We start from the raw sequence: 12,295 nt of genomic DNA on the forward strand, positions 1-12,295 counted from the left end.
ATTATGGAGAAAGCAAAAAATTAGATTCTACGAGACCTTGAAATAGTTTATGTTTTACTAGTCTATTTTAAGTATATAATTAAAAAATAATCACTCAATATTATTAATTATTTTTATTTATTATATTAATTTTTAAGCTTAATATACTAAATTTTTATATATTTTTTCAAAGTTTTTTGTTACAATATTCTATATAAATTTTTATTTTTAGGAGGTATTTTTATTGAACAAAAAACTTTTAACCGCTTTATTATCTGCAACTATTTTAGTAGGTAGCGGAAGCATTTATGCAAATGTACAAAGTAGAAACATCGCAAATGAGAAGGAACGTACTATACTAAATTCTCCAATTGATGAAAAAGGCGGAGCTCGTGCGGCGCTATATTCTGCTGACCATCAAGAGTCTCCATATTACAAAGCACCTGACTTTTACAATATGAAGTCTTCTAAGTCTTTGACAATTCTACCTAAGTTTAAAACTTACCAACAATCTACTGAATGGTCTTGTGGCAACGCGGCAGCGCTTATGGTCATGAACTATTTAGGCGATAAAAAGATAACAGAGCTTGAACTTGCAAAAGCTATGAAGTCTTCTACAGACTTAGATGTTCCAAACGCTGAAATCGGTACTGCTAATAATTTTGGAGAGTATGGAACTTCCCTACCTCAAATGGCTCAATATTTTAAAAATAGCAAAACTTTTAAAATATTAGATACAAACTACGATGAAAAAATAGACTCAAATCAATTTACTAAAGCAGGACAAGCAACTCCTAATGCTGTTGGTAATAAGAAACCTACTTTTTCTCCTTTAGCTCTATACACTTCAGACAATGTAGCTAATTCTACAAATTTTGTTGAAGATGCTAAGGATTCACATTTTGTAAAGTGGTTAAAAAAATACCTAGATAAAAACATTCCTATCATGGTTGAATGGGGCGATTGGGGCGGACACTGGCTTACAATTATCGGATATGATAATATGTCAACTCCAACTGTCAGCGATGATGTATTGATATTCGCTGATTCATACGATGTAACAGACCATTCTCAAGATGGATACTATGTATATCCTTTAGAAAGATTCTTTACAATGTGGAGCGATTACAATATAGTTCAAAAACCTTACCAACTTCAAAACTATATCGTTGTTTCCCCTGTAAAATAAATTTAAAATCCCTAACAAAAAAGGAAGTAGAAATTAATCTGCTTCCTTTTAAAATTAAATAATTATTAAATTTTATCTTTCGACTTCTACTTCTATAAGTCCTAAATTACCGTCATTTCTTCTATATAGTAAATCAATTTCTTCAGTCTCTGCATTTAGGTAAATAAAGAAATTATGATTCAGTAAATCCATCTGCATTTCTGCTTCTTCTTCCATCATAGGTTTTAAAGTAAACGTCTTTCTCTTTACAATTTTAGATTCTTCTGTTTCTTCTTCAGAAAGTGATTCGATATTTTCAAATCTAATTGTCTTAGGGTCTTGATATCTATTCTTTAATCTAGTCTTGTATTTTCTAATCTGTCTTTCAAGGATGTCAATTGTCGCGTCAATAGAAGCATACATATCATCAGAAGTATCTTCAGCTCTTAATATTGTACCCGGCAAGAAGACTGTTACCTCGACTGTTCTATTATCCTTCTCTACAGATAATACCGCCCTAACTTCTACTTCTTCATCAAAGTATCTGTCTAACTTTTCTAATTTCTTTTCACTTTGTTCTTTTAAGCTTTGGGTTAAGTCAAGATTTTTTCCTATTAATTTTAATTTCATAGTAACACTCCTCTCAAGAATTTATTAATTCTTGTTTTTATTATACCCATAACTCATAATATTAATACATCAAATTTTATTTGTTAATATTTTCCCTGTGGATAATGTGTATAACTTTGTTGAAAAGTGTATTTTTTAAGCTTTTATTGTTATTATCTCTGTGGATTTGTTAGTTATAACTTCTCTTTTGGTATAATATTAGTAGGTGAATTATGAAAAAAATAAATTTTAATTTTAATACGAAAATAGGAATGAGAAATTTAAAAACTGCTTTGGCAGTAACATTAGGTCTGTATTTATCGGATGTTTTAAATTTAAACACACCTATCTTTACTTCAATAGCTTCTATAAGTGGAATGAAAAATTCTTTTGCTGAGAGTTTTAATGATTTCAGGGTTAGAATGTTTACAACTATCTTCGGAGTCGTGCTGGGTTTTCTCTTAAGTTTGATTCCAGCGCCACACTATCTAACTCCAATAGTTGGTGGTCTTGGTATAATTTTTATAATTTATATTTTAGTTGCATTTAATCTAAAGGATATGGTTATACTATCGTGCATCGTCTATATAGCTTCCTTTGTTTATCCTGAGAGTCAGATAATATATGGTATAGAGAGAGTGTTAGGTACTTTTTTGGGTCTTGTAGTTTCTCTTGTAATAAACTATCTTTTATCAACTCCTGATGTCAACGAAAACTTTACTGCCATAGGCAATGATTCTTTTTTCAATGCAAGGTCTGCTCTACTTAATTTAGTATTTACAAAAGAGCATGATATTTCTAATTTTGAGTCGTCCTTTGAAAAGATAAAAGCTCAATATAAAGTTCTTTTAGAAGAGTCCAATGCTCCAATACATCCCGACTTGGATATTGAGAATGCGAGAAGAGCTATAAGGGCATTTGATGATATTCATCTCAGATTTTTATTACTAAATTCTATCGAAGAAAAACCAAAACTAAAACCAAGTATAATAAGCCGACTTGAAGATAAATTTCACATCACATTGTTAAATAACGGCTCGCTTGAAGGCGATATAAATGAGATGTATAATCTTCATATAAAGAAAATATTATTTAATTTAGAAAATTTAAGAGAGTTGTTGAATATTAATGAAATTTGAAAATACAATAGAAAAATATAATTTTTTAGAAACCTTTTACTACCTTTTAGATGATTTTGTACAAGTTAATGACACCGGCGATTCGATTTATTACCAAATATCTGACATATTTGGTCCTTTACTCCCTAAATCTCTAGTTTTACTAGATAGACAAAAAAATGAATCAGCCTTTAAAGAAAGATTTTTATATTTTGCAAATATGTCTTTATTTGATGATGCTGATGTTCTTTTGGAAAACTTAACGAACTCTTACATAACTGTTTTAGAGTTATTTGAAAAAGGAGCTGAAGATAGACTTCTTGGAAAAAGTATAAATCTTTCAAACTTTCCCGAAGACGTATCTCCCGGAGAATTTTTAATATGTAGAGTTTTAGAAATTGACGGCGAATACTTTATCTATGGAGATTATCTCCCTATGACATTTCTTCACGCAGAAGCTGTAATAGATGAGTTCAATCGATTACGTTCTCTTGAAACTTTAGATTTAAAACAGTTAAAATGTAGCTCTTATGATTTATTTATGCTTTATTTTGCAAGCACTCTTGATGAGAACTTGCTAAGTGTGGACGTCGATTTATTTGCCACAGGTGCTATCTCTACACTTATGTTTAATAGACCTGAACTCTCCCTATACATGCAAATGTCTTCGTTTGGGAGCGAAAAGTTTTTTAATTCAACTGAGCTGCTCAGTATCTTTTATATGAGAATTTTATTGCCGCAAAACTATAATTATTCATCTTTTAAAAGAATTAATTTTTATGAATGCTTTACAACTGCTGTTAAAAATGGATACTTCAAAAATGAATCCGAACTATTTGCAGTTTTGGAAACAGTGATTGATGTATATAAATTCTTTTCAAGGTTTAGAGATGATTACAAATTAGCACTTTCAAACTTAAAAGAAGTTAAACAAAACATCTTTAATTTGATTAGAACTTTAAAAAAATCAACTAACGGTTTTTACTACGATGAAAATCTTTTAAAACTTATTGAAACACCTCATAGAGTAGTTTCAGATTTAGAGAAAATAGAAGAAATTTTAGGTACAGAATCCATCGTCGAGTCTAGGACAACTGCTGCTTTAACTTCTAAATCAGTCCAGATATTGGCAGATGCCTTGGAAGTTAACCCAACAAAAAAAGTGACAAGCTATACCGCTTACCACTTCCCTTATGTAGATTTTCTATATAGATTTTTAAAGTCAAAAGGCTTAGTTGAAGTTTATGATGAAGTCATTCTAACTCCCCTTTTAGATAATTTTTTAAATTTTGAAGAAGAAGAAATACTCGCTTTAATCTACACTTCTATATTTAATGTAGATTTCTTAAGCGAAATATATCCTCCTATAAAGGTCAAAGAGTTCTCTACGATTTTTAACTCTCTATTTGAAAAATTAAAAGTCTCTGAGATTGATTTGGACGAGTTAACTCAAGAAGAATTACACTTTATAGAAGGCTTCTCGAGAATTGGTTTGGTTGATGTCGATAGAGTTGTTAAACTTTCAAATACAGCTACGGCAATTTTAAATTACTATAGCTCACCAGCCAATAACATCATCAGTTTGAAGGACTATCGTTAGTTTCTATCGGTAGTATTGCAACAGCTATAAAAGTTGTGTTGTCTACTACTATATGAAATTCCCCACCTAAAATTTCAACCAAATTTTTAGTTATATACAATCCCAAGCCGGAGCCTTCAGTGGTTCTGGCTTTTTCTGATTTAACCAACTCATTTAATAAATCCGTTTCATTTTCCTTAATCGGAATATTCGATTCATTTTTCATTTCAAAATGAATGTATCCATCTTCTATTTTTGTACAACACAATATTTTAGTACCTGGCTTAGAATATTTATATGCATTTGATATTAAATTTTGCACTATTCTAGATACAATCCCAGGGTCTGTGTATAGATTTATCTCTTCGTTATCATAGTCATATATGAACTCAAGTCCTTTTTTATTTAGAACCTCATCGAAATCGCCATATATTTGACTTACCAATTCATTAAAATCGATAAATACTTTCTCTACTTTTATTGCACCACTTCCAGTCTTTGATGCATAAATTAAATCAATTATAAGGCTTCTAAGCCTCTCAGAATTTCTTCCAAGCACTCCTATATATTCCCTTGCTTCATCGTCCATTTCGGTCTTTTTAGAGAGTATATCCGCATAATTTATAATTGATGTCAGAGGAGTCTTTAAATCGTGTGAAATATTGGTTATTAATTCAGTTTTTAATCTTTCCGTTTCCATAGACTTATTTATAGAAGTCTTTATCTGTTCTTTGATTGAAGATAACATATCAAGTGTCCTTGTAGTCTTTCTATTTGCCAAAGTTGATTTTTCAAAAGACTCTCCAAAATTATATAAGTCTTCAATTGCCGTATTTAAAATTTCATTTTGCACATAAATATCTTCGCCAGAAAAGATAATCTTAAATACTATTAAATTTAAAAATGACGAAAAAAAGTTATAATCCATAACCATCATGGTAAATAATATAAATATATTCAGCACTCCAAATACTGTATACATTTTATTTCCAGATGAATTTAAAAACAGCTTCAATGTAAAGATACTGTCAATTAAATCTCCATCTAAAACTTTATGCATTATAATTATTGAAAAAATACCAATTGCCAAAATATATCCATACACGGAGAAAAAAGCACCGAACAATACCATAAGACTTAAAAAAGTAGATTCTAAAAAATTTGTATTCTTAAAATGTCGTACCACCTTTTTTAAGATACCCTTTTTAGTCGTCATTATTTACCCTCTATCTTATAACCCATTCCGTAAACTGACTTTATCAAATCAGGCTTTCTTGGATTAATTTCTATTTTATCTCTCAAATGTGATATATGCACTGATATTACTTTCTTTACATCATGTGCTTCTTCTTCCCAAACTTCTGAATAAATTTCATCTGAAGAAAATACCTTTGACTTATTTTTCATAAGTAAGAGTAAAATTTTATATTCATAAGGAGTTAAACTAACTTTTTGATTGTCTACAAAGACTTCTTTTGACATATCATTAACTGTAACTCTTCCAATTTGATAAGTGCCGCTGTCTATGCTAGCTGAACCCAAACTCATAAATCTTCTCAACGTAGAATTCACTCTTGCCACAAGTTCTATCGCATTAAATGGCTTAGTTATATAATCATCAGCACCAACATTTAAGCCTATTATTTTATCTGTGATTTCACTCTTAGCAGATAAAATAATAATTGGAATATTGTGGTCCTCTCTTATTTTTAATATGGCTGATATTCCATCCATATTCGGCATCATAAGGTCCATTATAACAAGATGAATTTCTTCTCTTTTTAAAATATCTAGAGCTTCCAATCCGTCATTTGCAGTAAAAATTTCATATCCTTCAGCTGACAAATAAATTTGAATAGCCCTTACTATATCTTGTTCATCATCACAAACTAAAATTTTATAGTTCATAAAATCTCCTTTCAAAATTGTACAATCTAAGGTTCAATCAAATCCTCACTGGGTATAGAGATATTGGAGGTGAGATTATCAAAAAGTTAAAAGATAAACTCTATTTGATTCGAAATAAGCCATTTATAATTTTTATAGATAAATTATTATATCGATTTACAGAACATAAATTACCAGAAATGAGTGGCTCATTAGTATACTTTATAATTCTGAGTCTATTCCCATTTATTATAGCACTTTTAAATACATTAAAGTTTACAGGTATTTTATCACCTGATGCAGTTTTAAGCTATATAGAATATCTTCCTGATGATATTTCTTCAATAGTCTTGAGTTTTTCTCAAGAACTTTTAAATTCAAGCTCAAGCAGATTGTTCATAGTTTCTATATTAGCAGGTCTATGGACTTCTTCAAACGGCATCAATCAATTACTAAACAATGTAAATGCCGCTTATGGATTTAACAAAAAACGTTCTTTTGTTGCTGCAAAATCTCTTTCATTGATATTTGCAATAGCGCTAATTTTAATGGTCATACTACTTATGATAACTCAAGTTTTCGGTGGTTTAATTCTTGATTATATATCTAAAACAATAAATTTGGACTTAGATTTTAAGCAAATCATTAAAATACTTAGTTTAATCATACCTGTGGTATACATGTTAATTATGTTTACAGCCCTATATAAATTCGCACCATCTAGTCAAATAAGAAAGATGTTAAGTTTTAAATTAGTAGTGCCGGGGGCTGTCTTTACAACAATCGGTGTCATTCTTATGACCATATTATTTGGTTCCTACGTATCAAACTTCGGAAAATATTCTGTAACTTATGGCTCTCTTGGAGGTATCATAGTCATGTTAATTTGGATATGGCTTGTAAGTTTAATCATACTTATAGGTGGAGAAATAAATGCAATTAATTTTTCTCGTAAATATTTCCCTGAATCTTCAGTTTGGCCTCGTAACGAATCAATTTTAAAAGGTATATTGACAGATGAAAAATATACTGATTTAGATGTTGATTAAATATTGTGTGTGGTTGCAACAAGTGCAGCCACTTTTTTTGCGCCATTTTCTTTTAACGCTCTTGCAACTTCATCTATGGTAGAGCCCGTAGTTATGACATCGTCAACTACTATTATATTTTCAGGTAGTTTACCTGTGACTTGAAATACATCCTTTAAATTTTTATATCTATCTAAACTTGTAACTTCAATTTGTTTCTTAGTTCTCTTAATCTTTTTAATTGGCTCTATGAATTTTAAAAGAATATCCTCCGAGACTTTCTTTGCCAATATCTTTGATTGGTTATACCCTCGCTCCATTACATCTATTTTGTGCATAGGTACATAAGTTATCGCATCATATTTTCTATATAGTCGCGTTTTTAAAAGTTTTTCAGTCATAATTTTAGATAACACATCCGAATAATAGACACAATCTCTAAACTTATAATCTATTAGAATTTCTCTTAAAAGACCTACATATTCGCCACATACTACAACATCATCTGCATAATCAAGTTTTTTATCCCAAATTACATCCAACCTTAAATTTGAATAGCATGATTCGCACAAATTATATTTATAAATTTTCTTATGTGAGCATTTTAAACATCCTGTATCAAACATTCTACTTTACCTTGTAATTTTTCTTTCAAACTTGAATACCTTAGAGATATTCTATTATTTTTTACCATCTGTTCAACATATTTATAATTTCCAACTAGTACCACAAGTTTTTTAGCTCTTGTTATAGCAGTATATAATAAATTTCTTGTCAACAATATCGGTGGCGCAAAGTGAATTGGCATTACAACAACTTCAAATTCCGAGCCTTGAGATTTGTGAATTGTTGTCGCATAAGATAGTGTCAGTTCATCTAAATCTGTATATTCATATTTTACTTTCTTAGTATCATCAAACAAAACAGTTAAACTCTTATCTTCCTCGTCCACTGACATTATTTTTCCAATATCTCCATTAAAAACGCCACTGCCTTTTTCAAAATAAAATTCCGATTCTATTTTGTACTCAAGATTATAATTATTTTTCATCTGCATAACTCTGTCTCCAATTCTGAAGATGCTGCCATTGTAATCTATCGCCTCTCCTTTCGGATTTAGTGTATTTTGCAATTCCTTATTTAAATTATTTACGCCACAAATCCCCTTTTTCATAGGTGCAAGCACTTGAATATTTTCTTTGTCTATTGAATAGTAATCCGGCAATCTCTTATGCACCAACTCTACAATAGTCTTTAAAGAAGTTCTCTCATCTTCGCTGTATATTGTAAAGAAATCTCCATTATTTGTTATCGGTGGAACTTTTCCATTATTTACCATGTGAGCATTTTTAATTATATGAGACTCTCCTGATTGTCTGAAAATTTGATTTAAATTTACAACGGGTATTACTTTTGAATTTATTAAATCTGACAATACATTGCCCGCTCCTACAGAAGGTAACTGATCTTTATCTCCAACTAAAATAAGCCTTGTCCCTATAGAAATTCTATTTAATAAATTCTCCATTAAATTCAAATCCACCATACTGACTTCATCTACTATTAATACATCACATTCAAGATTTTCTTCTGATTGGTATCCGTAATCTATGTATTCACTATCAGAAACTGTCAACTCTAACATCTTGTGTATTGTTTGCGCTTCTCTTGAAGTGGCTTCTTTCATTCTCTTTGCCGCTCTGCCTGTAGGAGCAGCTAAAAAGACTTTCTTTTCCATTAACTCAAACAATTCTATAATCACCTTTAATGTAGTAGTCTTTCCTGTCCCCGGTCCTCCTGTAATTATTGTTATCCCATTCCTTACAGCTTCTCTGGCAGCTTTTTCTTGATTTTCAGCTAATGTGATTTTTTGTCTATCTTGTACTTCTTCAATGAGTTTATCTACATCTTCATTCGTATGTTCGTACTTCAATATATCTTTTATCTTACCGGCGATATAGTTTTCAGCTTTTAGATATGGTGCAAAATAACACCTTATTGGATCACCATTTTCAAGTTTAAATCTGTCGTCTAAATTCAAAACTTCTACTTCGTTGTAGAGTTCTTCTTCCGCCTTATTCACTAGTAGTTTTGTTCTCTTTATCAGTAAATCTATTGGAAGATAACTGTGTCCTTCAAGAGTTGCCATGTATAGAGCATATTTAAGCGCCGCCTTTACTCTTAAATTGCTCTTGCTGAAATCCCCTATTTTCATAGCTATTTCATCAGCTTTTTTAAACCCTATTCCCCTTATATCTTCTGCCAATCTATATGGATTTTCTCGTACCATAGATATTGAATTATCACCATAATTCTTGTATATCTTCATAGATAAAGAAGTTGAAATGCCATATTCAGAGAAAAATATTATTACTTTTCTAAGTCCTTGGTCTTTTTCCAACTTTCCCAAAATTTTTCTCAGCTTCGCCTTTCCTATACCTTCAACCATTATAAGCTGCTCAGGACTTTTTTCTATTATGTCTAAAGTTTTCTCTCCAAATCTTGCATATATCTTTTTTGCCATAGCCTTCCCAACATAAGGTATTGCCCCACTTGTGAGATAGTTTATAATTCCCTTTTCTGATTTCGGTAGTATTTCTCGCACATTTTGAAAATTAAATTGCTCTCCGTATTTTTTGTGAAAAGTAAAATCCCCTTCAAGTACATACTCCATCTGTTCTTTAAATTCAAGTGCACTTCCAGTTACCGTTATGTAATCATCTTCCGTATAAAATCTGGCAACAGTATATCCATTTTCATCATTTCTATATACAATTTTTTCTAAAATCCCTTTGATTTCTATCATAATTTTCACCATATTAGAAAAGGACTGTTGCCAGTCCTATCTTATAAATAAGTTTTTAATTTCTCTACTTTATCCAGCTTTTCCCAAGGAAGATCTAATTCATTTCTTCCAAAGTGTCCATAAGCTGCCACTTGTTTATAAAGTGGTCTTTGTAAATCTAAATTCTTAATAATCGCTGCCGGTCTAGCATCAAAGTTTTCAAGAACTATATTTTCAAGCTCTGCATCTGATAATACACCAGTTCCAAATGTTTCAACATATACTGATGTAGGTTTTGAAACGCCTATTGCATATGAAAGTCCTATTTCACATTTTTTAGCAAGTCCTGCTGCAACCAAGTTCTTGGCTATATATCTTGCAAAATAACTAGCTGATCTATCTACTTTTGTAGGATCCTTACCGGAGAATGCTCCTCCGCCATGTCTTGCATACCCCCCATAAGTATCAACTATTATCTTACGACCTGTAAGCCCTGCATCTCCCATCGGTCCCCCAACTACAAATCTGCCTGTAGGGTTTATATAGATTTTAGTACTTTCATCCATCATGTCTTTATCCACGATAACTTCAATTACTTCTCTCTTTAAATCTTCTCTAATTTGCTCTAAGCTAACTTCCGGATCATGTTGTGTTGAAATTACAATAGTATCTATCCTCTTAGGTACACCATCTATATAGTCGATACTCACTTGAGTTTTTCCATCCGGCCTTAAATAATTTAAAGTTCCATTCTTTCTCACTTCAGTTAATCTCTTTGCAAGAGCATGAGAAAGAGAAATAGGAAGTGGCATGTATTCATCAGTTTCATCACAAGCAAAGCCAAACATCAAACCTTGATCTCCTGCTCCAAATCCATCCAATTCGTCAATGCCTTCTTCTTTAAATCTATCAACACCCATTGCAATATCAGGACTTTGTTCTTTTATTGCAGAAAGGACAGAACAAGTTTCGCAATCGAAACCTATCTTTGCTCTATCATATCCAATTTCTTTTAAAGTTTCTCTAACTACTTTAGTAAAATCAACATAAGTTGAAGTTGTTATCTCCCCTGTTATTAAAATCATTCCTGTACTTGCAACAGTTTCACAAGCTACTCTAGCATTTTTATCCTTTTCCAGGATAGCATCTAAAATCGCATCAGAAACTTGATCACACACTTTATCGGGATGACCTTCAGTAACAGATTCCGATGTAAATGTCCATTTTTCCATAAATGCTTCCCCTCCATAATATTGAGTATATCATTGATTGACAAGTAAATAAAGCTTATACTACACCTAAATTCTTAAGAATTGCAATTCCTGCTGCAAATGTAAATAGAGAAAGTGCATAACTCAAAGTTATAATTTGTGAAGTCATGAGTTCATCAGAACCCAACTTTTTTCCCATTACAAAACAATTTATTGCACAAGGAGTCCCAAACAATATATATGCTACAACTATTTCAGAACTGTTGAAATTTAATTTAAATGCCAAAGGAAGTAAAATAGTTGCTCCTATTACATTCTTTATTAATGCACTTATACTTACCAATATTAGATCATTATTTCTTGTATTAAAATTAAGACTTCCTCCAATCATTATTAAAGCCAGTGGCGTATTTAAATTTCCTAAAACTTTTATTCCTCTTTCCAATGTACTCGGTATAGAAAAATTTATATATCTAAGTATCAATCCAATAAACATTGCAACTATAACCGGATTTTTTAAAACTTTAATAATTAATTCAGATATAATTATGTCATTTTCCGAATAATATGTTAAAAATAAAGTTCCTATTATATTAAAAAGAGCAACTCCAAATATCATTGCCGCCAACACTGATGCCATTTGATAATCCGGCTTTATAGCTTTTAAAATTGGTACACCTACATATAAAAAGTTAGACCTATAAGCACAATGTACAAAAGCCGACAATTTTTTATTATCTTCTATAAAAAATCTGGCTATAGCCCATGTTCCTCCAAACATAACAAGTACGCCTAATAAAAGATAAATTATATAGTTTAAATTTATTCCACTTAAATCCGAACTTTTAACTTCCATAATTAAGCTTGCGGGCATTGTTACATAAAATATTAAATTTGTGGACTGATTTATAAATCTATCATCTATTATTTT

General features: G+C 30.8%; 11 protein-coding genes. 4 read left to right on the forward strand and 7 right to left on the reverse strand.

Features of this window, described 5'->3' with window-relative positions:
- Positions 1–223 precede the first annotated feature (223 nt).
- Positions 224–1,168 (forward strand): C39 family peptidase, encoded by a 945-nt coding sequence (locus tag HMPREF9129_RS00010; RefSeq protein WP_004818984.1) that lies wholly within the window; start codon positions 224–226, stop codon positions 1,166–1,168.
- 72 nt (positions 1,169–1,240) lie between these two features.
- Here HMPREF9129_RS00010 and hpf read toward each other — a convergent pair whose 3' ends face one another.
- A complete protein-coding gene (hpf, locus tag HMPREF9129_RS00015) occupies positions 1,241–1,777 on the reverse strand; it encodes a ribosome hibernation-promoting factor, HPF/YfiA family (RefSeq protein ID WP_004818985.1) in 537 nt (178 codons plus the stop codon).
- 212 nt (positions 1,778–1,989) lie between these two features.
- On the opposite strand from hpf, the gene HMPREF9129_RS00020 reads away from it, so the two are divergent.
- Positions 1,990–2,895, forward strand: a complete 906-nt coding sequence (locus tag HMPREF9129_RS00020; protein ID WP_004818988.1) for an FUSC family protein — start codon at positions 1,990–1,992, stop codon at positions 2,893–2,895.
- On the forward strand, positions 2,885–4,474 hold the full coding sequence (locus tag HMPREF9129_RS00025; protein ID WP_004818990.1) for a hypothetical protein: 1,590 nt from the start codon (positions 2,885–2,887) through the stop codon (positions 4,472–4,474). Before HMPREF9129_RS00020 ends, HMPREF9129_RS00025 begins: the two co-directional genes overlap by 11 nt.
- Here the strand turns inward: HMPREF9129_RS00025 and HMPREF9129_RS00030 are convergent.
- Together HMPREF9129_RS00030 and HMPREF9129_RS00035 are read right to left on the reverse strand one after the other, a co-directional pair.
- Positions 4,452–5,669, reverse strand: coding sequence for a sensor histidine kinase (locus HMPREF9129_RS00030; protein ID WP_004818992.1), 1,218 nt, complete (start codon positions 5,667–5,669; stop codon positions 4,452–4,454). The two genes, HMPREF9129_RS00025 and HMPREF9129_RS00030, sit on opposite strands and share 23 nt — an antisense overlap.
- The gene (locus HMPREF9129_RS00035; RefSeq protein WP_004818995.1) at positions 5,669–6,361 is read right to left on the reverse strand and encodes a response regulator transcription factor; all 693 of its coding nucleotides are present in this window, start codon (positions 6,359–6,361) and stop codon (positions 5,669–5,671) included. Before HMPREF9129_RS00035 ends, HMPREF9129_RS00030 begins: the two co-directional genes overlap by 1 nt.
- Positions 6,362–6,465: 104 nt before the next feature.
- On the opposite strand from HMPREF9129_RS00035, the gene HMPREF9129_RS00040 reads away from it, so the two are divergent.
- Entirely contained in the window at positions 6,466–7,389 is a 924-nt protein-coding gene (locus HMPREF9129_RS00040; protein ID WP_245946036.1) for a YihY/virulence factor BrkB family protein, read from the forward strand.
- Here HMPREF9129_RS00040 and HMPREF9129_RS00045 read toward each other — a convergent pair.
- From HMPREF9129_RS00045 to HMPREF9129_RS00060, 4 genes are all read right to left on the reverse strand, one after another.
- Entirely contained in the window at positions 7,386–7,994 is a 609-nt protein-coding gene (locus tag HMPREF9129_RS00045) for a ComF family protein (RefSeq protein ID WP_004818998.1), read from the reverse strand. The genes HMPREF9129_RS00040 and HMPREF9129_RS00045 overlap by 4 nt on opposite strands.
- Positions 7,973–10,174 (reverse strand): SF1B family DNA helicase RecD2, encoded by a 2,202-nt coding sequence (gene recD2 / locus HMPREF9129_RS00050; RefSeq protein ID WP_040552078.1) that lies wholly within the window; start codon positions 10,172–10,174, stop codon positions 7,973–7,975. Before recD2 ends, HMPREF9129_RS00045 begins: the two co-directional genes overlap by 22 nt.
- A gap of 41 nt (positions 10,175–10,215) precedes the next feature.
- Positions 10,216–11,385, reverse strand: coding sequence for a methionine adenosyltransferase (gene metK / locus HMPREF9129_RS00055; protein ID WP_004819002.1), 1,170 nt, complete (start codon positions 11,383–11,385; stop codon positions 10,216–10,218).
- Between the two features lie 55 nt (positions 11,386–11,440).
- Positions 11,441–12,295 (reverse strand): AEC family transporter (locus HMPREF9129_RS00060; protein WP_004819005.1); only part of this gene is annotated, 855 nt, incomplete at its 5' end.

This window comes from Peptoniphilus indolicus ATCC 29427 (assembly GCF_000227315.1).
Lineage (GTDB): Bacteria > Bacillota > Clostridia > Tissierellales > Peptoniphilaceae > Peptoniphilus > Peptoniphilus indolicus.

What these genes read in the sequence shown, in the direction of transcription:
- HMPREF9129_RS00030 (WP_004818992.1), bottom strand. Translation starts at nt 5,669, where the DNA reads ATGACGACTAAAAAGGGTATCTTAAAAAAGGTGGTACGACATTTTAAG.
- metK (WP_004819002.1), bottom strand. Translation starts at nt 11,385, where the DNA reads ATGGAAAAATGGACATTTACATCGGAATCTGTTACTGAAGGTCATCCC.
- HMPREF9129_RS00045 (WP_004818998.1), bottom strand. Translation starts at nt 7,994, where the DNA reads ATGTTTGATACAGGATGTTTAAAATGCTCACATAAGAAAATTTATAAA.
- HMPREF9129_RS00020 (WP_004818988.1), top strand. Translation starts at nt 1,990, where the DNA reads ATGAAAAAAATAAATTTTAATTTTAATACGAAAATAGGAATGAGAAAT.
- hpf (WP_004818985.1), bottom strand. Translation starts at nt 1,777, where the DNA reads ATGAAATTAAAATTAATAGGAAAAAATCTTGACTTAACCCAAAGCTTA.
- HMPREF9129_RS00035 (WP_004818995.1), bottom strand. Translation starts at nt 6,361, where the DNA reads ATGAACTATAAAATTTTAGTTTGTGATGATGAACAAGATATAGTAAGG.
- recD2 (WP_040552078.1), bottom strand. Translation starts at nt 10,174, where the DNA reads ATGATAGAAATCAAAGGGATTTTAGAAAAAATTGTATATAGAAATGAT.
- HMPREF9129_RS00025 (WP_004818990.1), top strand. Translation starts at nt 2,885, where the DNA reads ATGAAATTTGAAAATACAATAGAAAAATATAATTTTTTAGAAACCTTT.